Genomic DNA, 24,166 nt, shown 5'->3' with positions numbered 1-24,166 from the left:
TACATCGAATGACGGGATGAAAAGCAGGATCGGATAACAGGCAATGTTAGCACGCGCCCTTTTTACCGCCTCCCCGCAGGGACAGGCTGGGAAGGCGCGGGCGGCGGCAAGGAAGAGACTCTGGCGTTGCACGCGGCGCCTACTGTATTCATCGTAGGCAATTTGGTACGCAATGCGCCGCGAGCCGGCCACTGGCGATACGTCATGGACACGGCGGCCCGAAGAGGCTGCGTGACTGGCGCGCGCAGGGTGCGCGTGTGGCGCATGCGCAGCCCGCATGGCTGCGGCCATCGCCGCGGTGGCGCTTCGGCTTGCGTACGCGCTCGCAGCGGCGCACTCTCCAGCAACGCCTGCACCCGGCGCACCGCCTTTGGCGGCCCGCACCGCCTCTGCACTATCCGCACGGCTCACGCAGGGTGGCACCTTCCACCCTCTCCAGGTTGCACCCGCAGTACACGGCCCGGCACGCGCCGCGGCCATGCAGTTGGTAGTTCTCCGACTAACCTGCCCATATCCTGGCAAGCCTCAAGGAAAACATCGTGAAGTCTTCAGGCTCGGCGCGCGCAGAGCGCCGCAACACCGCATCGCAGAACGCAACTTCGAAGGCCGCACCGGCCACGCCGTCCACGAAACCGGCGAAAACGACGAAGACTACGAAGACCACGAAATCCGTCACGACCAAACCGGCGACCCAGACCAAAGAGGCCGCCGAGGCCGTCAAGGCAGCAAAGGCGGTGAAGACGCCGAAGGCCGCTCAAGCCACGAAGGCCCCGAAGGCGGCGAAAGCCCCGAAAGCGGGCGCCGGCGTCTCGCGCAACGGCCGCGCGCGCGACGACAAGGACCAGCCGCTCTTCGAAGACATCCGCTTCCTGGGCCGCCTGCTCGGCGACGTGCTGCGCGAGCAGGAAGGCGACGCCGTGTTCGACGTGGTGGAGACCATTCGTCAGACCTCGGTGCGCTTTCGCCGCGAGGACGACAACGCCGACGCGCTCGCGCTGGAAAAGCAGCTGCGCGCGCTCTCGCCCGAGCAGACCGTGAGCGTCGTGCGCGCGTTCAGCTACTTCTCGCATCTCGCGAACATCGCTGAAGATCGCCACCGCAATCGCCGCCGCCGCATTCACGACCTCGCGGGCTCGGCTCCGCAGGCAGGCACCATCGCCCATTCGCTCGAACGTCTCGCGCAAGCGGGCTCCGCCGCGACGCCGGTGCTCCAGCAGTTCTTCAACGACGCGCTGATCGTGCCCGTGCTCACCGCGCACCCCACCGAAGTGCAGCGCAAGAGCACGCTCGACTCGCAGCACGACATCGCACGCCTGCTCACCGAGCGCGACCAGCCGCTTACGCATCGCGAACTCGAGCACAACGAGCAACTGCTGCGCGCACGCGTGACCTCGCTCTGGCAAACGCGCATGCTGCGCGACTCGCGCCTGACTGTGGGCGACGAAATCGAGAACGCGCTTTCGTATTACCACACGACCTTCCTCACCGAGATCCCCGCGCTCTACAGCGAGATCGAAACGCAGTTGAAGGAGCACGGCCTTTCGGCGCGCCTGCCCGCGTTCTTCCAGATGGGCAGCTGGATTGGCGGCGACCGCGACGGCAACCCGAACGTCACCGCCGCCACGCTCGAAGAAGCGAGCGAGCGCCAGGCGCAGGTGATCCTCCAGCATTACCTCGACGAGGTGCACCGTCTGGGCGCCGAGCTTTCGGTGTCGAACCTGCTCGCGGGAGCAAGCGATGAACTGAAGGCGCTGGCCGAAGCCTCGCCCGACCAGTCGCCGCACCGCGTGGACGAGCCGTATCGCCGCGCGCTGATCGGCGTGTACACGCGCCTCGCCGCCAGCGCACGCGTGCGCCTGGGCGAAGGCGTGGTGGCCGTGCGCAGCGCGGGCCGCAACGCCGCGCCGGTGCGCGCGAAGCCCTATGCCGATGCGGATGAGTTCTCGCGCGACCTGCATATCCTGATGGATTCGCTTGCCGAGCATCATGGCGCGTCGCTCGCGACCACGCGTCTCGCGCCGCTCATGCGCGCCGTCGACGTGTTCGGCTTCCATCTCGCCTCGATCGATCTGCGCCAAAGCTCGGACATTCACGAAGCGGTGATTACGGAGCTGCTCGCGCGCGCCGGCGTCGAAGCCGACTACGCGGCGCTTTCGGAAGAAGACAAGCAGATCGTGCTGCTCGCGCAGCTCGCCGACCCGCGCACGCTGCGCTCGCCGTACCTCGATTATTCGGACCTCGTGAAGAGCGAGCTGGGCGTGCTGGAAATGGCGCGCGTGACGCGCGAGAAGTTCGGCGCGCGCGCGGTGCGCAACTACATCATCTCGCACACCGAAACGGTTTCTGACCTGCTCGAAGTCCTGTTGCTGCAAAAGGAAACCGGCCTCGTGAGCGGGCGCCTCGGCCACGCGGAAGACCCCGCGAAGGCCGCGCTGATGGTGATCCCGCTCTTCGAGACGATTCCCGACTTGCGCCACGCGCCGGGCATCATGCGCGACCTGCTCGCGCTGCCGGGCATCGACGGCATTGTCGAGCACCAGGGCAACGAGCAGGAAATCATGCTCGGCTACTCGGACAGCAACAAGGACGGCGGCTTCCTCACGTCGAACTGGGAGCTGTATCGCGCGGAGCTGGCGCTCGTCGCACTGTACAAGCAGCGCGGCATCACGCTGCGTCTGTTCCACGGCCGCGGCGGCACGGTGGGCCGCGGCGGCGGCCCGACCTACAACGCGATCCTCTCGCAGCCGCCGGGCACGGTGGAAGGCCAGATCCGCCTCACGGAACAGGGCGAAGTCATCGCGAGCAAGTTCGGCAATCCGGAGATCGGGCGCCGCAACCTCGAAACGGTCATTGCCGCGACGCTTGAAGCGACGCTGCTGCCAATGGGCGGCGCGGGCAACGCGCCCGATCAACTGCCCGCCTTCGAAGAGACGATGCAGCAGCTCTCCGACGCCGCAATGGCCGCGTACCGTTCGCTCGTGTACGAGACGCCCGGCTTCACCGACTACTTCTTTGCCTCGACGCCGATCACGGAAATCGCGGAACTCAACATCGGCAGCCGTCCGGCCTCGCGCAAGCTGCAGGACCCGAAGAACCGCAAGATCGACGACCTGCGCGCGATTCCGTGGGGCTTCTCGTGGGGCCAGTGCCGCTTGCTGCTCACGGGCTGGTACGGCTTTGGCAGCGCGGTGTCTTCATACCTCGACGATGCGGGCAGCGACGCCGAGCGCGCGCGCCGCCTTGCGATGTTCAAGAAGATGTACAAGACTTGGCCGTTCTTCGCGAACCTGCTCTCGAACATGGACATGACGCTCGCGAAGACCGACCTCGCGGTGGCGTCGCGCTACGCGCAGCTCGTGGCCGACAAGAAGCTGCGCAAGCTCGTGTTCGAGCGCATCGTGGCCGAATGGGAGCGCACGACGAAGGTGCTCGGCGAGATCACGGGGGCGGCCGAACGGCTCGCCGACAACCCGCTGCTCGCACGCTCGATCAAGAACCGCTTCCCGTACCTCGATCCGTTGAATCACTTGCAGGTGGAGCTGATCAAGCGTTATCGCGCCGGCGACCCGAGCCCGCGCGTGCAGCGCGGGATTCATCTGACGATCAACGGGATTGCGGCGGGGCTGCGCAATACGGGTTAAGCGACGGGTCAAGCGTTCGCGCCGTGCTCATGGACAAACGGCGTCGTGCCTTCGCGGGCACGACGCCGTTTTTTGTTGCCGCAACGGGTGGTCAGTCCCGCCGCGTCGCCTCGATCATCAGCGCGTCGAGCTTGAACGAGAAATCGCTCTGCACATCGAAGTATTGGCGCACTTCATCGGGCGCGCGCTCCCACATCGAGCGGATCGCCGTCACGCGCTCGGGCGGCGTGCGCATACGCGCGACCCACGAATCGAAGTCGAGTGCGATGCGCCAGCGCTCGCTCACCTTCGCCTCGAAGCCGGCGGCATCCAGCATCGCAATCCACTCGTCGGCGCGATAGTCGCGAATGTGCGAAGCGTCGCGCAACAGTTCGATCGCCTGAATATGCGTGTCGTAAAGCGGATCGTCGATGCCCGCGATGTCGATGAACTTCAGCCGGCCGCCCGGTTTGAGCACGCGGTACACCTCGGCCAGCGCGCGCGGCACGTCGCGCCAGTGATGCGCGCTCATGCGGCTCACGGCCCAGTTGAAGCTCGCGTCAGCGAACGGCAGCGTTTCCGCCGCGCCCTGCTGCGTGCGCACCGTCGTCAAGCCGCGCTCCTTCGCGGCGGCTTGAACCGTGGCGAGCATCTGCGGGGCGATGTCGTAGGCCACGACTTCGCGCACGTGCGGCGCCACGGCAAAGCTCGCGTGGCCCGCGCCGCAGCCCATGTCCAGCACCGTCGCATTGCCGCAGGTGGCCGCGAAGGTCGCGGCGAGGTTCTCCAGATCCGCGCCGCTCGCGTGGACCTGGCTCGTGAGGTAGGCGGCGGCGGTCGAGCCGAATGCGTCGGCGACCTGATCGTGATGCTTCATCGCATGCTCCTTTTGCGGGTTCTTATGCGGTGCTTTATGTAGGGCGCGAAGCGTCGAGCGCTGCGCGTAGCGGGTGCTGCAATCTCCGGGCGGTCTGACGTGGCGGCCCGTCGCCGCGTCAGACGCTACAATAGAGCCCGTTCTGTACCAGTACAAGTTAAGCGATTATTCTGGTATCGCCGCCACCTGCCCCACACCCAATGAGCCTCGACACGCCCGCCGCCGCCAGCGGCTCCGCCAAGACCCTCGACGCGACGCCCGCCCGCGCGCTCGGCGAATTCATCCGCGCCCATCGCGAGCGTCTCTCGCCCGCGGAGGTCGGCCTGCCACCCGGTCCGCGCCGCCGCACGCCCGGCCTGCGCCGCGAAGAAGTCGCGCAGTTGTGCGGCGTGAGCCCGACCTGGTACACGTGGATCGAGCAGGGCCGCCCTGTTTCGGCTTCGGCGGACGCACTCGCGCGCATTGCCGTCGCGCTGCGGCTCTCGCGCGCCGAGCGCGCCTATCTGTTCGAACTGGCTGCGCAGCGCGACCCCGCCGAGCCCGACCCGGCCACCGCCGCGGACGCCCCCGCCACGCTTTTGCAGACGGTGAAGCTCGTCGACGCGCCCGCCTACGTGCTCGACCGCCAGTGGACCGCGCTCGCATGGAACGCCCATGCGGCGGACCTCTTCACGGGCTGGCTCGACGGCGAGCACGACCGCAACCTGCTGCGCTTCACCTTCACCGAGCCGCTCGGGCGCGAGCTGATCGTGGACTGGGAAACGCGCGCGCGGCGTCTGGCCGCCGAGTTCCGCGCCGATTCGATCCGCCATCTGAACGATGCGCCCACGCGCGCGCTGATCGATTCGCTGATCGCCGCGAGCGACGAGTTCACGCGCTTCTGGGCCTCGCAGGACGTGTTCGAGCGCGAGGGCGGGCGGCGCGAGTTCAACCATCCGCGCCATGGCCGCATTGCCTACGACCAGATCACCTTCAAGCCCGCTCACCGCGAGGATCTCAAGCTCGTGGTGCTGGTGCGGCTTTGAGCGCGGCCTGGCGACGGCCCGGCAAGCGCCCGATGTTAAAATTGTGGTCTTTCATGCCGTGCGAGACGTAACGCGCCGCGCGGCCCGCGCTTTTTCACGCTCATCACGCTCGTTCACGCCCCATCACCATGACGTCCCAACTGCACAAAAAAGGCGAAGCCTGGTCGGCTCGCTTCTCCGAACCCATGTCGGAGCTGGTCAAGCGCTACACGTCGTCGGTCTTCTTCGACAAGCGTCTCGCGCTGGTCGACATCGATGGCTCGCTCGCGCACGCGTCGATGCTGGCCGCGCAGAAGATCATCTCCGCCGACGACCTCGCCGCCATCCAGGGCGGCATGGCGAAGATCAAGGGCGAGATCGAGCGCGGCGAATTCGAGTGGCTGCTCGACCTCGAAGACGTGCACCTGAACATCGAAGCGCGCCTGACCGCCCTGATCGGCGACGCGGGCAAGCGCCTGCACACGGGCCGCTCGCGCAACGACCAGGTCGCGACCGACATCCGCCTGTGGCTGCGCGGCGAGATCGACCGCATCGGCGGCCTGCTCGGCGACCTGCGCGGCGCGCTGCTCGATCTCGCTGAACAGCACTCGGGCACGATCATGCCCGGCTTCACGCACCTGCAGGTGGCGCAGCCGGTCACGTTCGGCCATCACCTGCTCGCCTACGTGGAAATGTTCACGCGCGACGCCGAGCGCATGGTGGACTGCCGCAAGCGCGTGAACCGTCTGCCGCTGGGCGCGGCGGCGCTCGCGGGCACGAGCTACCCGATCGACCGCTTCGCCGTGGCGAAGACGCTGGGCTTCGACGGCATCTGCGCGAACTCGCTCGACGCCGTCTCCGACCGCGACTTCGCGATCGAATTCACGGCAGCCGCCGCGCTCGTGATGACGCACGTCTCGCGCTTCTCGGAAGAACTGGTGCTGTGGATGAGCCCGCGTGTGGGCTTCATCGACCTGGCCGACCGCTTCTGCACGGGCTCGTCGATCATGCCGCAGAAGAAGAACCCGGACGTGCCGGAACTCGCGCGCGGCAAGACCGGCCGCGTGAACGGCCACCTCATGGCGCTCCTCACGCTCATGAAGGGCCAGCCGCTCGCGTACAACAAGGACAACCAGGAAGACAAGGAGCCCCTGTTCGACACCGTCGATACGGTGGCGGACACGCTGCGCATTTTCGCGGAGATGGTGGCGGGTATCACGGTCAAGGAGCAGGCCATGCGCGCGGCAGCGCTGCAAGGCTTCTCCACGGCCACGGATCTGGCCGACTACCTCGTCAAGAAGGGCCTGCCATTCCGCGACGCGCACGAAGCGGTGGCGCACGCCGTTCGTATCTGCGTGGACCGCAACTGCGATCTCGCCGACCTCACGCTCGACGAGATGCGCCGCGAACTGCCGGCCGTCTCGCACCTGCTGGCCGAAGACGTGTTCGAAGTGCTGACGCTCGAAGGCTCGGTCTCGGCGCGCAACCATGCGGGCGGCACCGCGCCCGAGCAGGTGCGTGCGGCCATCGCAGCGGCGCGCGCGGCACTCAAGTAAGCGAAGCCTGGCGGGCGCCAAGCGCCCGCACTCGCAGGCCAACCGGGCGCGCGACGGACCCTGTCGCGCGCCCGGTTTGTTTTTGCGGCGGCGCATCGCATGACGAGGCGGATGACAGCGCGCATGACAACGCGCTGTACCCGCAGCAAAATGCCGGAAGTGTGCGCCCGGCAGTCGCACGCCATGGCCTACGATCCCGCGCCATACTGACGTATTGCTCCGTCAGGTTTTGTCTTCGCTTCCACTCCCTGCTTCCATGATCGTCCGCCCTCACCTCCACTGGTTCCGCATGCTGCTCGCGTGGCGCGGCTCCGTGTTGCCGCAGCTACTGCCGCGCCTGTTCATCGTGCTGGTCCTCTCGATCATCGCGGTGGCCGCGCACGATCACATCCTCAAGCTCACGGTGAACCTGAGCACGGTGCCGTTTTCGCTGATCGGCATCGCGCTTGCGGTGTTTCTCGGCTTTCGCAACAGCGCGAGCTACGACCGCTACTGGGAAGGCCGCAAGCTGTGGGGGCAAATGCTCAACGAAACGCGCTCGCTGGTGCGCGAGGCGCTCACGCTGCCTCGCAACGGCGACGAAGCCGCCACGCGCGAACGAGCGCGTGAATTGGCCGGAATGCTTGCCGCGCTGCCGCATGCGCTGCGCCATCAATTGCGCAACACCGACCCGCGCGCCGATCTCGAAGCACGCTTGCCGCTTGCACTGTTCGAGCGCGTGATGGCCTCGCGCTACCGGCCGGCCACGCTCATGCTGTGCGCCTCGGAATGGGTCCGGCGCGAGACGCGCGAAGGGCGCCTCGACGGCTACGCGGTGCTCGCGTTCGAGCACAATCTCAATGGAATTTCAGACGTGATCGGCGGTTGCGAGCGCATCGTCTCCACGCCGCTGCCGTTCGCCTATACGGTGATGATTCATCGCACCGTGTACTTCTTCTGCGCGATGCTGCCGTTCGGCCTCGTCGACAGCATTGGCGGTTTGACGCCGATCTTCGCCGTGTTCGTGGCCTACGCGTTCATGGCCCACGAGGCGATCGCCTCGCAGCTCGAGGACCCGTTCGGCACCGAGGACAACGACCTCGCACTCAACATGATGTCTTCCGGCATCGAGGTCGCGTTGCACGACCTGATGGGCGAGCCCACGTCGCTGCCGGCGCGTGCGCCGGAGCAGTTCATCATCGACTGAACAGCCGCGGCCTCAGTGGTTGTTCACCGTCTCGGCCAGACGCTTCAAGGTCGCAAGACGCCCGCCTAGCAGATCGAGCCGCGCATGCTCGTCGATGAGCGGCGTGGTCGCGTCGCGATACGCGCGCCAATCGCTTTGTGCGCGCGCGAGCGTCGGCCGCGCGTGCTTCGGCATGCGCGCATACAGCTGACGGTAGTAGCGATTGAGGTCGTAGCTCACGTGCTCGCAGCGCGCGTCGGCGCTGCAGGCGCGCGCCTGCGGCGTGTCGCCGCTGTATGTGGCCGCCTGGTTGCGCAGCGCGAGCGCGCGCTCGCGCACCGGTTGCAGGCGCATGTCCGCCTCGTAGAGCGGGTAGGTGCTGCCGCTCGTGGTCGCGAACGCAGCGCCGAGCATGGTGTCCTCGGCGTCGCGCCAGGCCACCCACTTCTGCTGGCTCAGCTGCCAGCGCTTTTGCTGCGCGGGCGGCAACTTCGCGAGCAGTTGCGTGAGGGCGGTGCCGGCGGCCGTGCGCCACGCGCTGCGCGCGTCGTCCATGCACTGGATCTGCCCGGCCGTCGACGACCGGTCCGCGCGCGCGAGGCACGTGCGCATGGCCGTGTCGATCGGATCGGCCGCCGCGACCTCGGCGTGCGCCGCCGGCGCCACGGCGAACAGCACCGTGGCCACCGAGACCAGCGACAGCGCCGAGCCCGTCGCAGCAAAGAAACGCGTTAGCCGCGCCGATGAACCACCTAACATTGCCCTGCCCTCGCGCGTTCAGTCGCGCACGCAATCCACGAAATACTCGATACGGCCGTTGATGGTCTCGCCCACGAGCCCGTGGATGTCGGTGTGGAAGCCCGGGAAGCGCTCGTTGAACTCGCGCGCGAACTTCAGGTAATTCACGATCGTCTTGTTGAAGCGCTCGCCCGGAATCAGAAGCGGAATGCCCGGCGGATACGGCGTGAGCAGGATCGACGTGACGCGGCCTTCGAGTTCGTCCACGGGCACGCGGTCGATCTCGCGGTGCGCGAGCTTCGCAAAGGCGTCCGAAGGCTTCATCGCAGGCTCCATGCTCGAGAGGTACATCTCGGTCGTGAGGCGCGCGATGTCGTTGGCACGGTAGACGCTGTGGATCTGCTGGCACAGATCGCGCAGGCCCACGCGCTCGTACATCGGATGCTGCGCGACGAACTCGGGCAACACGCGCCACAGCGGCTGGTTGTTGTCGTAGTCGTCCTTGAACTGCTGGAGTTCGGTGACCATCGAATTCCAGCGGCCCTTCGTAATGCCGATCGTGAACATGATGAAGAACGAGTAGAGACCCGTCTTCTCCACGATGATGCCGTGCTCGGCCAGATACTTCGTGACGATCGCGGCCGGAATGCCCGTGTCGCCGAATTCACCGTCCACGTCCAGACCCGGCGTGACGATGGTCGCCTTGATCGGGTCGAGCATGTTGAAGTTTTCGGCGAGTGCGCCGAAGCCGTGCCAGTGGTCGTTCGGGCGCAGCATCCAGTCTTCGCGCGAGCCGATGCCTTCCTCGGCCAGCTCGTCCGGACCCCAGACCTGGAAGAACCAGTCGTCGCCGTATTCGGCGTCGACCTTGCGCATGGCGCGGCGGAAGTCGAGCGCTTCGGCGATCGACTCTTCTACCAGTGCCGGGCCGCCCGGCGCTTCCATCATCGCCGCGGCCACGTCGCACGACGCGATGATCGCGTACTGCGGGCTCGTGGACGTATGCATGAGATACGCCTCGTTGAAGCGATGGCGATCGAACGCGCTGTCCTCCGAGTCCTGCACCACGATCTGCGAAGCCTGCGAGATGCCGGCGAGCAGCTTGTGCGTGGAGTGCGTGGCGAACACGAGCGCCTTCGTGCGCGGACGGCCCGCACCGATTGCGTGCATGTCCTGGTAGAACTCGTGGAATTCGGCGTGCGGCAGCCACGCTTCGTCGAAGTGCAGCGTGTCGAGCATGTCGCCGAGCAGATCCTTGATCATCTCGACGTTGTAGATCACGCCGTCGTACGTGCTCTGCGTGATCGTCAGAATGCGCGGCTTCAGATTCGGGTTCTTCGCGAGCGCTTCACGGGCGAACGGGTTCGCTTCGATCTTCTTGCGGATGTTTTCCGGCTTGAACTCGTCGCGCGGAATCGGGCCGATGATGCCGAAGTTGTTGCGCGTGGGCGTGAGGAACACCGGAATCGCACCCGTCATCGTGATCGCGTGCAGGATCGACTTGTGGCAGTTGCGGTCCACCAGCACGATGTCGCCCGGCGCGACCGTGGCGTGCCAGACGATCTTGTTGGACGTGGACGTGCCGTTGGTCACGAAGAACACATGGTCGGCGCTGAAGATACGCGCGGCGTTGCGCTCCGAAGCCGCCACCGGACCCGTGTGATCGAGCAGCTGGCCGAGTTCCTCGACCGCATTGCAGACGTCGGCGCGCAGCATGTTCTCGCCGAAGAACTGGTGGAACATCTGGCCGAGCGGGTTCTTCAGGAACGCGACGCCCCCCGAGTGACCCGGGCAGTGCCACGAGTACGAACCTTCGTCGGCGTACTTCACGAGTTCCTTGAAGAACGGCGGCGAGAGCGCGTCGAGATACACCTTCGCTTCGCGAATCACGTGACGCGCGACGAACTCCGGCGTGTCCTCGAACATGTGAATGAAGCCGTGCAGCTCACGCAGGATGTCGTTGGGCAAGTGGCGCGAGGTGCGCGTTTCGCCGTACAGGAAGATGGGGATGTCGGCGTTGCGCTTGCGCACCGCCTCCATGAACGCGCGCAGTGCGACGATCGCGGGCGCGTGCTCCGGCGCTTCGCCATCCGAGCCTTCCACGTAGGGCAGCAGCTCGTCGTCGTCGATCGAGAGAATGAAGCAGGCCGCGCGGCTCGACTGCTGCGCGAACGACGTGAGGTCGCCGTAGCTCGTCAGCCCGAGGACTTCCGCGCCCTCTTTCTCGATGGCTTCGGCCAGTGCCCGGATGCCGGAACCCGAGATGTTCTCGGAGCGAAAGTCTTCGTCGATGATGACGACGGGAAAACGAAACTTCATGGGCGATTCTCCAAAAGAAACGACCGCTGCATATAACGCGCAGCGGTCCCCGTATGTCGTTGTGTCCGGTGGTTGTGTGCGTCAGGTCTTCGGCAGGGTGACGCCGTGCTGGCCTTGATACTTGCCGCCGCGATCCGCGTACGAGACCTCGCAGATCTCATCGCTTTCGAAGAACAGCACTTGAGCCACACCCTCGTTCGCGTAGATTTTCGCAGGCAAAGGTGTCGTATTTGAGAATTCGAGCGTCACGTAGCCTTCCCACTCGGGCTCGAACGGCGTGACGTTCACGATGATCCCGCAGCGCGCATAGGTGGACTTGCCCAGACACACGGTCAGGACGTTGCGCGGAATGCGGAAATACTCGACCGTGCGCGCGAGCGCGAACGAATTGGGCGGAATGATGCAGACGTCGCCCTTGAAGTCCACGAACGACTTTTCGTCGAAGTTTTTCGGATCGACGATGGTCGAGTTGATGTTCGTGAAGATCTTGAATTCGTCGGCGCAACGGATGTCGTAGCCGTAGCTCGAAGTGCCGTAGCTCACGATCTTGCGGCCGTCTTCCGACATCCGGACCTGATCGCGCACGAACGGCTCGATCATCTTCTGCTCTTCGGCCATGCGCCGGATCCACTTGTCGGACTTGATTGCCATGTTCGCTACTTAACGAGAAATCGGGTCGGGAATGCATGCGGACGGACCCACCGGGCGGGCGCCGCGTGCGAAAGGCGCCTATTTTACGCGATGTGGATCGGCGTGCCTGGAACTACGCTTCGCGCGGCCGCAAATGTCGCATTCAGCCACGCTCAGCCACATTCGGCCGCGCTCACTCGGCGCGGATCAGCCCGCAGGCGAGCGCCGGGCCCGTGCCGCGCTGCGGGTAGGCATAGGGGTCGATGGCGTCCCGATGCACGATCACCGCGCGTTGCAGCACGGAGCGCACGCCGTCGAGCGAGACGTCGGGTGCGACGATAAAGCCCGTCGCCACGCCATTCGAATCCGCGTGGATGTTGCCGAGGTCCCCTTCCACGCGCGCGCCGGCCTTCAGGTGCTCCGCGGCCGGCGCGAACACGGCGCCGGCGCTCGAGGCGTCGGTGGCGTTGCAGTCGCCGCGCTCGTGCACCTGCAATGCGTGATCGCTGTCGGGCGGCAGGCCCGCGAGGTTGTAGCTCACCTGCACGCCGTCCGAGTGCTCGACGAACGAAACCGTGCCGCGCACCTGGCTGCCGACGGTGGGCAGCAGCTGCGCGTTCGCGCGCTTGTCCTGCTGGCCCATGAAGCTCGTGCAGCCCGCAAGCAGCGCGCTGCTGCACAGCGCGACGAGCGCGATCCTCCAGACGACGTGCGCATTCCCCGCTTGCCTGTCGTGTCCTTTATCCATGCGATCCTCTTGCCGGGCGGCGGCAGCCCCGTTGCTGCCGCCATACCGGACCCGATGAAGCCCACATGATACCGCGCACGCGGCGCGCCGCGCGCCTATCTGTCCCCATGCGCGGGGCGCCGCACAAGCGCCGCGGCGCACACCGGGCCTCAGGTGTTCTGCACGACGATGGTCGGGAACTTCGAGGTCATGTCGCGGGCGCGCTCGGCAATCTGGATCGCCACGCGGCGCGCAATGGCGCGATAGATTTCCGCCACCGGCCCGTGCGGCGCGGCCACGACGGTCGGGTTGCCCGAATCGGCCTGCTCGCGAATGGCGATGTCGAGCGGCAGGCTGCCGAGCACTTCCACGCCGTATTCCTTCGCCATGCGCTCGCCGCCGCCCGCGCCGAAGACATGCTCGGCGTGGCCGCAGTTCGAGCAGATGTGCACGGCCATGTTCTCGACGATGCCGAGAATCGGAATGCCCACCTTTTCGAACATCTTGAGGCCCTTCTTCGCGTCGAGCAGCGCGATGTCCTGCGGCGTCGTGACGATCACGGCGCCCGTGACGGGCACGCGCTGCGAGAGCGTGAGCTGGATGTCGCCGGTGCCCGGCGGCATGTCGACCACGAGATAGTCGAGTTCGCGCCAGTTCGTCTGACGCAGCAATTGCTCGAGCGCCGAAGTCGCCATCGGGCCGCGCCAGACCATCGGGTTGTCCTGCTCGACGAGAAAGCCGATCGAGTTGGCCTGCACGCCGTGGCCTTCGAGCGGATTCATCGACTGGCCGTCGGGCGACTCGGGGCGGCCTTCGATGCCGAGCATCATCGGCAGCGAGGGGCCGTAGATGTCCGCGTCGAGCACGCCCACAGACGCCCCTTCGGCCGCGAGCGCCAGCGCCAGATTCACGGCGGTCGTGCTCTTGCCCACGCCGCCCTTGCCCGAGGCGACGGCGACAATATTCTTCACATTGGGCAGCAGCTTCACGCCGCGTTGCACCGTATGCGCGGTAATCTCGCTCCTGACCGCGACGCGGCTCGCCTGCACGCCCGGCACCGCGGCGAGCGCCGCCTCGACTTGCTTGCGCACGGCCTCGAACTGGCTCTTCGCCGGATAGCCGAGCACGACCTCGACGCCGACCGTATCGCCTTCGACGGTGACGTTGCGCACGCCCTTGGCCACCGTGTAGGGATGGCCCGTGTTCGGATCCGTCAAGGCCGCGAGCGCGGCGTCGACCAAAGCCCGATCTATGCTCATTGAAACTCCGTGGGGAGAATGCCGGTCTGCGTTTTCGCCTGTCCGAGTGAGGACTGATCGCCTACGCGCCGGAAATCGAAAGAAATTGTTAAGCTGCATTGCGCAAAATTGCCCGAAAGGGCACGCTTCGCGGCAGCATCGATTTCGTATGCCGGCCAGGTGCTTTCGAAGCTGCAATCCAGCGGCTTTTCGCCTGGCGGCGCTAACCTCAAGGCGTCATTGTAGTAGCTGCCGCCGCGCGCCGTTCGAAGACCCTGTTCGCATGCGGGGCCGCGAACGCCGCGGGCAGCGTCCGTTCCACTCAAGAAAGGAAAGCAAATGAACACAAGAATCCTGACTCGCCTGTCCGTCTTCGCCATTGCCGGCGCGCTCGTCGCCGGCTGCGCGACGCAACAGGGCACCAACACGGCTATCGGCACCGGTGTCGGCGCAGGCACGGGCGCGGCCATCGGCGCGATCTTCGGCGGCGGCAAGGGCGCGGCGATCGGCGCAGGCGCGGGCGCGCTGGTCGGCGGCGTCACCGGTTACAACTGGCAAAACATCAAGAACAAGCTGTCGGGCTCGACCAAGGGCACGGGCACGCAGATCACCGAGCAGCCGGACGGCTCGCTCAAGCTCAACATTCCGAGCAACGTGACCTTCGACACCAGCAGCTTCGCGATCAAGCCGTCGTTCGCACCGGTGCTCGACGAGGTCGCGCAGACGCTCCAGCAGAACCCGGAAGTCGTGGCGCAAGTCGTGGGTCATACGGATAGCACCGGCCAGCCCGCGTACAACCAGACGCTGTCGGCCAACCGCGCGCAGAGCGTAGTGAACTACCTCGCCTCGCGCGGCATCCAGATGCAGCGCATGTCGGCCGAGGGCCGCGGCGACACCCAGCCGATCGCCGACAACAGCACGGAAGCCGGCCGCGCCGCGAACCGCCGCGTGGAAATCTACCTGCGCGCAACGGCGCAGCACCAGGGCGGCTAAGCCGGCCGACGCAGTTGCCGGGAACGGCGTTGCCGGCAACTGTGCAGAAAAAACAGCGACACATCAACGGGGCGGCAGTCATGCCGTCCCGTTTGCATTTTGCGCGGCTCGAAGCCGCACGGTGAAGCCGTTGCTGGACGCCTGTTTCAAAGCGCTGGCAGAGAATCGAAAAAAATTTTCGAACTCTCGGGAAATCGCGCTGTCTGTCTTTACGGTACGTGTGCGGCAGTGCCGCCGCGTCACCATTCTCCTCTTGTCGTTGTTGCTCCGGGGCCATTCTTGCCCCGGTTTTTTTTGGCCCTGATTTGTGCAACGCAACATAGCCGTTGCTCGCGCGGCCCGCGTTCGCACGAGGCATGGCGCATACGAGCGCGCACCTGCTGGCCGAACGGTGCTGCGTCCGCCCTGCTAAAATCGCCCTTTCCCCCCGCAACATCGGACTTCCCCTCACTTATGTCAGCACCCGCCACCGACCTCGCAGCAGCCGGCGCGCATGCCAATCAAAGCGGCCGCCGCCAGATTCTCGTTACGTCTGCTCTGCCCTACGCCAACGGCCAGATCCATATCGGCCACCTGGTCGAGTACATCCAGACGGACATCTGGGTTCGCGCGCTGCGAATGCATGGCCACGAGGTCTACTACGTCGGTGCCGACGACACGCACGGCACGCCCGTCATGCTGCGCGCAGAGAAGGAAGGCCTCACGCCGCAGCAGTTGATCGCGCGCGTCTGGCAAGAGCACAAGCGCGACTTCGACAGCTTCGGCGTGTCGTTCGACAACTACTACTCCACGGACTCCGAAGAGAACCGCGTGCTCTCCGAGTCGGTGTACCTGGCGCTCAAGGAAGCGGGTTTCATCGAGACGCGCGACATCGAGCAGGCCTACGATCCGGTCAAGAACATGTTCCTGCCGGACCGCTTCATCAAGGGCGAGTGCCCGAAGTGCGGCGCGAAGGATCAGTACGGCGACAGCTGCGAAGTGTGCGGCTCCACCTACGCGCCTACCGACCTGAAGAATCCGTACTCGGTGGTCTCGGGCGCAACGCCCATCCGCAAGACCTCGACGCACTACTTCTTCCGCCTCTCGGACCCGCGCTGCGAAGACTTCCTGCGCGGCTGGGTGAGCGGACTCGCTCAGCCGGAAGCGACCAACAAGATGCGCGAGTGGCTCGGCGACTCGGGCGAATCGAAGCTCGCCGACTGGGACATCTCGCGCGATGCCCCCTACTTCGGCTTTGAGATTCCGGGCGCGCCCGGCAAGTACTTCTACGTGTGGCTCGACGCGCCGGTGGGCTATTACGCGAGCTTCAAGAACCTGTGCGAGCAGCGCGGCATCGACTTCGAAGCCTGGGTGAAGGCCGGTTCGAAAACAGAGCAGTACCACTTCATCGGCAAGGACATCCTGTATTTCCACACGCTGTTCTGGCCGGCCATGCTCCAGTTCTCGGGCCACCGCACGCCGACCAACGTGTTCGCGCACGGCTTCCTGACCGTGGACGGCGCGAAGATGTCGAAGTCGCGCGGCACGTTCATCACGGCGGAAAGCTATGTGACCACGGGCCTGAACCCCGAGTGGCTGCGCTACTACTTCGCCGCGAAGCTCAACAGCACGATGGAAGACCTCGACCTGAACCTCGAAGACTTCCAGGCGCGCGTGAACAGCGACCTCGTCGGCAAGTACATCAACATCGCGAGCCGCGCGGCGGGCTTCCTGATCAAGCGCTTCGAAGGCCGCGTGCAAGATAGCGCGATGAATCATCCGCTGCTCGAGCAACTGCGCGCGGCGATTCCGCAAATCGCTGCGCACTACGAAGCACGCGAATACAGCCGCGCGCTGCGCCAGACGATGGAACTCGCCGACGCCGTGAACGGTTACGTCGACACGGCCAAGCCGTGGGAGCAGGCCAAGGATCCGGCCAACGCGGTGGCGCTGCACGAAAGCTGCAGTGTGAGCCTCGAAGCGTTCCGCCTGCTTTCGCTCGCGCTCAAGCCGGTGCTGCCGCAACTCGCTCAAGGCGTGGAGCAGTTCCTCGGCATCGAGCCGCTCACGTGGGCCGATGCAGGCAAGGCGCTGTCGTCGCAACAGCCGATCAACGCGTACAAGCACCTGATGACGCGCGTCGATCCGAAGCAGATCGAAGCGCTGCTCGCCGCCAACCGCGATTCGCTGCAGGCAACCGATGCGCCCGCCGCAGCGGCTGCGGACGCCAGCAAGAAGTCGAAGGCTGCCAAGGAAGCAAAGAAGCCTGCCGCCGATGCAACGCCCGAAGTCATCTCCATCGACGACTTCGCGAAGATCGACCTGCGCGTGGCGCTGATCGTCGACTGCAATATCGTCGAAGGTTCGGACAAGCTGCTGCAACTCACGCTCGACGTGGGCGAAGAAAAGACGCGCAACGTGTTCTCGGGCATCCGTTCCGCGTACAAGCCGGAAGACCTCAAGGGCAAGCTCACCGTGATGGTCGCGAACCTCGCGCCGCGCAAGATGAAGTTCGGCATGTCCGAAGGCATGGTGCTCGCGGCCTCCGCGGCCGACGAGAAGGCCGAACCGGGGCTGTATATTCTCGAACCGCATTCGGGTGCCAAGCCGGGCATGCGCGTGCGTTAAGGCGAATCAAGCGCAAACGCCACGGCGTTGCGCTACACGCGAAAAAAAGCACACCTCTCAGGTGTGCTTTTTTTTTGCTGTTGATTGGTAATCTCGCTACCAGCGAATTCGATCGAAACGCCGCGTATAAAGAATATCGGCGCCATTGAATGTCCCGCCATACACCACCAGCGACCAGTAGCGCGAGAGGTTGATCGTGGCCTTCACCGCGTTCGAAGCCGACTGCAGGCCCTGTTCATAGCCGATCACGAGCCGCTGGTTGATGACCTTCGCGATCATCACGACTTCGGGGTCGGTCAGGCCCACCTCGCTGCGCCCGATAGAAAATTCGTCGAGGCCGATACTTTGCGCGATGCGTTTGCCCTGGGCGCTGCCAAGCAACGCGAGCGCCGTCGTCATGGCGTTCTGCTGGCCCAGGTTGTTGCCCTGGTCGGTGCCGTGCCCGAACAGCAGCCAGGAGAGCTTTTCGTTGTCGGGCACGTTCGGCTCGGAAACGAGCTTGACCACCGGCGCCTGAACCGTGCCCGTCACCTGCACGCCCGCCTCGACCTGCTGGTTGCGGCGCATGGCCAGAATGTTGATGCCCGGATTGCCGACTGGCCCGTTGAACGTGAAAAAGCCGTTCTCGATATTGAGCTTGGTGCCGAACGCGGTGTACGAGGAGCCTTCGGTCACGCGCACGTTGCCGACCGCGCGCAGCGGCACGTCCGGCGCGCTGTTGACCGAGATCAGGCCTGCCAGCCCCAGATCGGCGCCCTGGCCGCGGAAGCGGAAGTCGTGGCCAAGGTCGATCTCGACGTTCGCGCGCGGCGCAAAGCGCGGCGCGGGCTTGGTCGACGCCGTTTCTTCGATGGGCGGCCTGCCGCCTACCGTCGTGCCGTCGGGGCGCACGATCACGACGTCGTCGCCGAGCGACGGTGCGGGCAACTCGGGCATGTCGAATAGCGCGTGATCGACGGTGAACTTGCCGTCGATCTGCATGCCGCCGAGATGGCCGCCGTTGGCGATGCTCGCGCTGCCGGAGAGCGACATCTTGCGGTCGGGCGAAGCAAACAGTTCGAGCTTGTCCGCGACGATGCTCGCCGTCAGATCGGGTTCGGCGTTGTCCAGACGCACGCGGCCCGTTGCGCGCAGCGTGCCGCTCGTCGCGCCGTGGAACTCCACCTGCTGGAAGTCGACGAGGTTCTGCGAAAGCACGATGCGGATCACACCGTCCTTCAACTCCACGCCCTGATCGACCACGGTGGCCGACAGCCCGTCGCCGACCAGCGAGCCCGTGAGATTCGGCTTCGCGACCGTACCGCCGAGCGCGAGTTGCAACGCGAGGTGGCCGTCGAGCAGATAGGTCGGGCCTAACATGCCGCCCGTGTTCCTGAGCGAGGGCACGTTCGCGTTGATGGTGCCGCCAATCGGCGCTTCGTCCGTGACGGTGAGAATGCCGTCGCGCGGCGCGAGCGTCGTGTAGGCGTCGATGTCGAGCGTGCCCACGCGGCTCGCCAGCGCATGCGCCGTGAGCGTGAGGCGGTTGCCGCCGCTGAAGGCGGCGCGCACGTTGAGGTCGCCCACGCCGAGCGAGGCAAAGCCGCGGCCGACTTCGGTCGTGATGTCGCCCGAGCGGCGCTTGATCTGCACATAGCCCGTGGCCGTCTGGCCGAGCGAGAAGTCCCAGTCGCCGTCGAAGATCAGGTCGGTCCTGAGCGTGGACGGCACGCCCGTGAACTGCTGCCGGATCTGCATGATGCGCGCAAGCGACACGCCGGTGAGCGTACCCGCCGAGCGAATGCGGCCATGGTCGAGGTCGAACCCTTTCAGGTCGAGCGTCGCGCCTTCGCCCACGAGGCGTGTCGCGCCAAGCGTGACCTTGCCGGGGCCCGCGCTCACCGTCAGCGGCGATTGCAGCTTCACACCCGGCACGCCGCGGTTCTCGAGCTGCGTGAGCGTGCCGTTCCAGCGCGAGCCCTCGCGCGTGTCCTGAAGGCCGCCGTTTGCCGCCACCACAAAGTCGATCGGCTGGCCCTGCACCTTGCCCTTCGCGCTCGCGGTAAGCGTGTGCTTCGCGCGCGTACCGTCGAGGCGCGCGGTGAGCGTCGTGATATCGACGCCGGCCACGGCAATCTCGCTCGCGTCGGTGCTGAAGGCGAGCGCGCCGTTCGCGCCGTCGCGCGCGAGCGCATGGCCCTCGGCATGGCCGACGCGGTTGTCGCCGAACACCACGTGGTCGGCCTTGTAGTCGAGCGAGACGTCGGGATGCGCGAAGGTGCCGGTCACGTCGCCGTTCGCCGCGAGCTGGCCCGCTATGCCGAAGCCGAGCCGGTCGAGCTGCGGCGCATCCACGCGAAAGCGCAGGCGGTCGCCGCGCGCGCCGAAGCTGCCTTGCAGATCGACGGTATTGCCCGCAATAGAGAGGTTCGCGCGGCTTGGCAGAATGCGCGAGCCCGCCAGCTGAATGAGGCCCTCGCCCGTGAGCGGCAGGTCGTCGTAGACGCTCGGGCCGAGCTTGAACTCGGCCCTCGTCGTGAAAGCAGGCGCGAGCGTGCCGCTCGCGTTGAGTGTGCCGTTCACGCGCGCCTCGATCGGCCGGCCGGCGGGTCGCGTGGCGGGTCTGGGTCGCGCCTCGGGCGGGGCCGCCCCGCCCGGCTGAGTCTCTTTCGCGTTCTCCACGCGCTTTTGCTCGGCGGCCTGCTCGCCGGACTGCGCAGGATTGAGCGAGGGGTTCAGCGCCGGATTGAGCGCGAGATTGCGTTGCGGGTTGAGCGCGTCGGCGGCGGGCTGGGTCGCGGGATGAGCCCCAGGCGTGGGCCGCGCCCGCGCGGCCGGGGCGGGTGACTTCGCGGCCGTGCGCGCCGGTGTTTGCGGCGTGAGCGACAACGGATCGAAATTGGTCAGCACCGCCTTGAGTTGATACGTGGAGCTGGCGTCGTGCTTGAGCGCGCCCGAAAGGTCGATGCGCCCCGCACCCGAAGTCAGCCGCACGTCGTTGAGCGACAGGCGCGCGGGGTCCTGCGTGACCTTGCCCTGCACGCGCAGCGCCGCCTTCGGATCGACGAGATCGAGCGTGACGCTCTGCACGTCGCCGTTCAGCCGCACGCCAATCGGCCCCGCGAATTGCGTGGCTCGCACGCTCGACTCGATTGCGTTGAGGTCGAGCCCGGCCACCTTCAGATCGAAGCGTCCGTCGCGCCCGCTGATCGTGCCGCCGCCGGTGATCGTCGCGTTCTTCACGAGGCGCACGGCGAGCTTCGGTATGCGCTGCGTCTTTGCATCGAGCACGACATCGGCGTGCGCGTCGATGAGCGGCAACAGCTTTTCGTCGATGGCGCCCGGCTTCGCGTTGACGATCGAGACCGCCCCCGCCACCGTGAAGCCGGCCGCATCGGACTCCACGGCGTGGTGCTTCGCTCGGCCTTTTGGCGCCGACGCCAACGCCGGAACGGATGCCGGCGTCACCGCCGAGGCCGACGCTGCGCCCGATGCCGCCGCCGCGAGCGCCGCCGGCACGCCCGCAGCGCCACCCGGCACCGGCTGCAACTGCGCACGCACCGCGAGGTCGGCGAACGGCGCGCCCGGCGCGAACGCCTGCGGATTGACGTGATCGAATGCGAGCGTTGCGCGTTGCAGCGGCACGGAAGCGAACGGCGTTGCCTCCACATGTGCGCGGCCCGTGAGCTTCATGCCGCTCGCCTCGACGTCGGCCGTGAGCGCTTCGAGCGAGCCGGCGAGATTGGCGCTGACCTGCACGTCCTCGCCGTTCACCTTGCCGGCGTAGCCCAGGTCGCCCGTGAGCGCGAACGGCCGCACGCCATCGAGCTTCGCCCGCGCGTTCACCGCGCCAAAAGGCGTGTCGAGGCGCTCGATGGCGGCCTCGTGATGGCGGCCGTCACTGCGTCCGTGGAACTGGAACCGCGAGAACTCGTTGGTGGAGGTGCCTTCGTGGATCGTGAGCTTGTCCACCTGCAAATCGCGGATCTCGAGCCCGAGCGGCAGTTGCAGATTCTCAGGCAGCTTCACGGGCGAAGAAGGCTCGTGCGACGGCACGATGCGCATCTCGATGTCGCCAGCATGCAGATAGTCCACCACGAAGCGCCAGGGCTTCTGGCCGAAGCCATGCAGCTCCCATTGGCCGCCAATGCGGTCGACCTTGAGCGTGGTGCCGTCCGTGCCGCGCCAGCTCACGTTGGAAAAGCGCACACCGCTCGCGAGCGTGCCGCCTTCGAGCGTGCCCGCCAGCTTGCCGTCGAGCAGCTTGACGGCCGCGCGCCACGCGTAGGCCGTGCCGCGCTCGGTGGTCAGCACGCCATAGAGCAAGCCGGCGACCAGCCCGACCAGCAGCACCGGCACGACGATCGCCCAGGCGAGCGCCTTCCAGAGCCGCGGCCCGCGGCGCGGCGGCGGCGCACCGGCGTCCCCGCCCGCGCCCGCGCCACGCCCGCCGTCGCCACCGTCGCCACTGGGCTGAGCGCGCGCATCATCATCCGGGCTGCGCCCCGCCTCCTCCGGCGGCACCGCGAATGTGGCGGGCAGCCACGCCGAAGCCGCGAAACGACGCGCGCTCATGCGGCCACCTCGCCGTGCGGCGCAGGGGTCGTGGCGAAACGGAGCAGCGAGCGCGTCATCATCAGAAGGCGATCCCGAGTGTCAGGTACGGCCGCACGCTGTGAGTGCGAAAACCATAAGCGAGATCGAGATTGACCGGCCCGACGGGACTGCGCCAGCGCGCGCCGATACCCGCGCCCGGGTCGAAATCCTTTTCGCCCCAGGTGTCGGTGGCCGTGCCGACGTCGAAGAACGCCGCGCCGCCCCAGTCGTGGCTGAACCAGTGCTGGTACTCCGCCGACCCGGTGACGAGATACTTGGTTGGCAGGATCGAGCCCGACTGGTCGTTGCCGATGCTCTGGAACGAGTAGCCGCGCACCGAGTTCGAGCCGCCCGCACGGAACAGCAGCGACGCGGGGATGCCGCTCGACGGGCCGCTCGTGAACACGCCGCCCAGTTCCGCGCGGAACACCATGATGTCGCTGTGGCCGATCGGCAGGTATTGCTGGCCGCGCATGTAGGCGCGCAGGAAGCTTTGTTCGGCGCCCACGTTCTTGAGCGCGAGGCCCGCCTCCATGCGGATGATGTTGCCCGAGCGCGGAAAGAGCGGGTCGTCGACGTTGCGGCGCGTCCAGCCCCAGGTCGGCACGAGCGCATAGGCCCGCGACGACGGCCCCACGTTCTGTGTGAGGCGATCGTCGTAGAACATCAGCGCGTAGGCGTAGTCGATGTTCTGCGACGTGCGCGTGCGCTGCACCCCGACCCGCGCGCTATAGATGTTCGTGTTCGAGACATCGGTGGTCGTGTAGGAAGCGACGAGGCTGTTGGTCCAGGCGCGCGGGCCCGGCGGCATCGAAAGCTGGACCTGGCCGAACTTCTGGATCTGGTCGAGCCGCCCCTGCACCTGGAACGGCCACGCCGCCCCGAACGTATTCAGGTACGTATAGGAGCCCTGGACGTGCGCGCCGGTGTCAGTCGAATAACCTACGCCACCGCGAAAGTTGTTGTACGGGAACTCGCTCACCTTTACGTGCACGGTCGTATCGACCGGTTTTTGCGTGTTGGCGTCGACGTCGATCGCCACGCTCGCGTAGTAAGGCGTGTTCTGCACCTGGCGCTGCAGTTCGGCCACGCGGTTCAGGTCGTAGATTTCGCCTGGCGAGAGCGGATTCACGTTGTCGATGATGTAGCCCGGATACCGCTGCGGGCCGGAGACGTCGAGCTTGCCCAGCGTGAAGGTCGGCCCGCTGTCGAAGGTTACGGAAAGTTGCGCGTCATGCCGCAGCGGATCGACGCGCGCCTCCGAAAAGACGATCTTGGCGCCGAGGTAGCGGCGCGCCTGCAGCGCCTTGAGCGAGGCGTTCTTGGCATCGTCCCAGCCTGACTGCGTAAAGGCGTCGCCGTCGTGCAGCGAGAACGCGAAACGCGCCGTATTCTCCTGTGCCGGGTCTTCCGTGAGCACGGGACCGCGAAAAACGAGCTTCACCGACGAAATCGTCGTGCGCGGCCCCGGGTCGACGCTCACCCGCACGTGCCGCCTGCCGTCGATCGTGCGCACGTCGGTACGCACGACCGGCGTGAAATAGCCCGCGGTCGAGGCAAGGTCGCGCACCTGCTGCGGCGTCGCGGTCACGAGGAACTCGAACTGGTCCTCGTTCACGTCGGCGCGCGTGGCAAAGCGCGCAATGTCGAGGTGCGTCTCGAGGAGCTTGCGCAGATCGCGCGGAGTGGCCTGGATGTCGACGTCGTAGTAGGTGCGCGGGCGCATCCACGGCAGGAGGGTAGTCAGGATGTCGGCCCGGGCGGGCGGCGCGACGGCAGAGAACACGGCGAGGCACATGAACAGGCATGCGGCGAGCCGTGGCCGCGCCGCCCGCGAGGGGCGCCGCCGTGCGCACAATGCATCGATCACCCATCCCGCCAAACGCCACCTCCGGCCGTCGTAGAACTGGTTGGCGCCGGTTGCGCCGCTCGCGCGCAGGGCACGGGGGGCGGCAACGGGGCGCAAACGCGTTATTTCACCACATCGGCGCGTAAAAACCCCAGGAGGAGGCGCAAAGGCGCGGCAAGACCACCGCAAAGGTAGCGGAGCACGAAAGTCGGTGCGGATGTTCCGCGGCGTTGGCTTGCGGTAAAATTGCCGCCGACAGAATTAGCGG

14 protein-coding genes are annotated in these 24,166 nt (G+C 66.4%); 6 read left to right on the top strand and 8 right to left on the bottom strand.

Going from position 1 to position 24,166, the window contains the following annotated elements; translation table 11 throughout:
- Window positions 1-539 precede the first annotated feature (539 nt).
- On the top strand, window positions 540-3,641 hold the full coding sequence (gene ppc / locus U5A52_RS23870; RefSeq protein WP_321936480.1) for a phosphoenolpyruvate carboxylase: 3,102 nt from the start codon (window positions 540-542) through the stop codon (window positions 3,639-3,641).
- A 91-nt stretch (window positions 3,642-3,732) separates the two neighbouring features.
- Here the strand turns inward: ppc and U5A52_RS23865 are convergent, their stop codons facing one another.
- A complete protein-coding gene (locus tag U5A52_RS23865) occupies window positions 3,733-4,497 on the bottom strand; it encodes a class I SAM-dependent methyltransferase (protein ID WP_321936479.1) in 765 nt (254 codons plus the stop codon).
- A 200-nt stretch (window positions 4,498-4,697) separates the two neighbouring features.
- Between U5A52_RS23865 and U5A52_RS23860 the strand changes: the two genes are divergently transcribed.
- The 3 genes from U5A52_RS23860 (at window position 4,698) to U5A52_RS23850 (ending at window position 8,243) form a co-directional block, all read left to right on the top strand.
- The gene (locus tag U5A52_RS23860; RefSeq protein ID WP_321912710.1) at window positions 4,698-5,522 is read left to right on the top strand and encodes a helix-turn-helix transcriptional regulator; all 825 of its coding nucleotides are present in this window, start codon (window positions 4,698-4,700) and stop codon (window positions 5,520-5,522) included.
- A gap of 128 nt (window positions 5,523-5,650) precedes the next feature.
- Entirely contained in the window at window positions 5,651-7,057 is a 1,407-nt protein-coding gene (argH, locus tag U5A52_RS23855) for an argininosuccinate lyase (RefSeq protein ID WP_321936478.1), read from the top strand.
- 256 nt (window positions 7,058-7,313) lie between these two features.
- Window positions 7,314-8,243 carry a bestrophin family protein gene (locus U5A52_RS23850; protein ID WP_321912713.1) on the top strand — a complete coding sequence of 310 codons (930 nt, stop codon included), beginning with the start codon at window positions 7,314-7,316 and terminating at the stop codon, window positions 8,241-8,243.
- 12 nt (window positions 8,244-8,255) lie between these two features.
- Here the strand turns inward: U5A52_RS23850 and U5A52_RS23845 are convergent, their stop codons facing one another.
- The 5 genes from U5A52_RS23845 to apbC all read right to left on the bottom strand — a co-directional run bounded on the left by U5A52_RS23845 (window position 8,256) and on the right by apbC (window position 13,895).
- Window positions 8,256-8,981 carry a lysozyme inhibitor LprI family protein gene (locus tag U5A52_RS23845; RefSeq protein ID WP_321936477.1) on the bottom strand — a complete coding sequence of 242 codons (726 nt, stop codon included), beginning with the start codon at window positions 8,979-8,981 and terminating at the stop codon, window positions 8,256-8,258.
- Window positions 8,982-8,999: 18 nt separating this feature from the next.
- Entirely contained in the window at window positions 9,000-11,279 is a 2,280-nt protein-coding gene (locus tag U5A52_RS23840; protein WP_321912717.1) for an arginine/lysine/ornithine decarboxylase, read from the bottom strand.
- A gap of 81 nt (window positions 11,280-11,360) precedes the next feature.
- The gene (dcd, locus tag U5A52_RS23835; protein WP_028207739.1) at window positions 11,361-11,930 is read right to left on the bottom strand and encodes a dCTP deaminase; all 570 of its coding nucleotides are present in this window, start codon (window positions 11,928-11,930) and stop codon (window positions 11,361-11,363) included.
- 172 nt (window positions 11,931-12,102) lie between these two features.
- The gene (locus U5A52_RS23830; RefSeq protein ID WP_321912719.1) at window positions 12,103-12,657 is read right to left on the bottom strand and encodes a superoxide dismutase family protein; all 555 of its coding nucleotides are present in this window, start codon (window positions 12,655-12,657) and stop codon (window positions 12,103-12,105) included.
- A gap of 149 nt (window positions 12,658-12,806) precedes the next feature.
- Window positions 12,807-13,895: an iron-sulfur cluster carrier protein ApbC gene (gene apbC, locus U5A52_RS23825; protein WP_321912721.1), complete on the bottom strand. Its 1,089-nt coding sequence runs from the start codon at window positions 13,893-13,895 to the stop codon at window positions 12,807-12,809.
- 318 nt (window positions 13,896-14,213) lie between these two features.
- Here apbC and U5A52_RS23820 point away from each other — a divergent pair, with 318 nt between their 5' ends.
- Both U5A52_RS23820 and metG read left to right on the top strand, forming a co-directional pair.
- The gene (locus U5A52_RS23820; RefSeq protein ID WP_321912722.1) at window positions 14,214-14,867 is read left to right on the top strand and encodes an OmpA family protein; all 654 of its coding nucleotides are present in this window, start codon (window positions 14,214-14,216) and stop codon (window positions 14,865-14,867) included.
- Between the two features lie 453 nt (window positions 14,868-15,320).
- Window positions 15,321-17,474 (top strand): methionine--tRNA ligase, encoded by a 2,154-nt coding sequence (gene metG, locus U5A52_RS23815; protein WP_321936476.1) that lies wholly within the window; start codon window positions 15,321-15,323, stop codon window positions 17,472-17,474.
- Between the two features lie 96 nt (window positions 17,475-17,570).
- Here the strand turns inward: metG and U5A52_RS23810 are convergent, their stop codons facing one another.
- Window positions 17,571-22,028 (bottom strand): translocation/assembly module TamB domain-containing protein, encoded by a 4,458-nt coding sequence (locus tag U5A52_RS23810; RefSeq protein WP_321936475.1) that lies wholly within the window; start codon window positions 22,026-22,028, stop codon window positions 17,571-17,573.
- 61 nt (window positions 22,029-22,089) lie between these two features.
- Window positions 22,090-23,847: an autotransporter assembly complex protein TamA gene (locus tag U5A52_RS23805; RefSeq protein WP_415774046.1), complete on the bottom strand. Its 1,758-nt coding sequence runs from the start codon at window positions 23,845-23,847 to the stop codon at window positions 22,090-22,092.
- Between the last annotated feature and the right edge of the window lie 319 nt (window positions 23,848-24,166).

It is taken from the genome of Paraburkholderia sp. J8-2 (assembly GCF_905220195.1).
Classification (GTDB): Bacteria; Pseudomonadota; Gammaproteobacteria; order Burkholderiales; family Burkholderiaceae; genus Paraburkholderia.
This window is presented reverse-complemented; position numbering and strand designations above follow the sequence as displayed.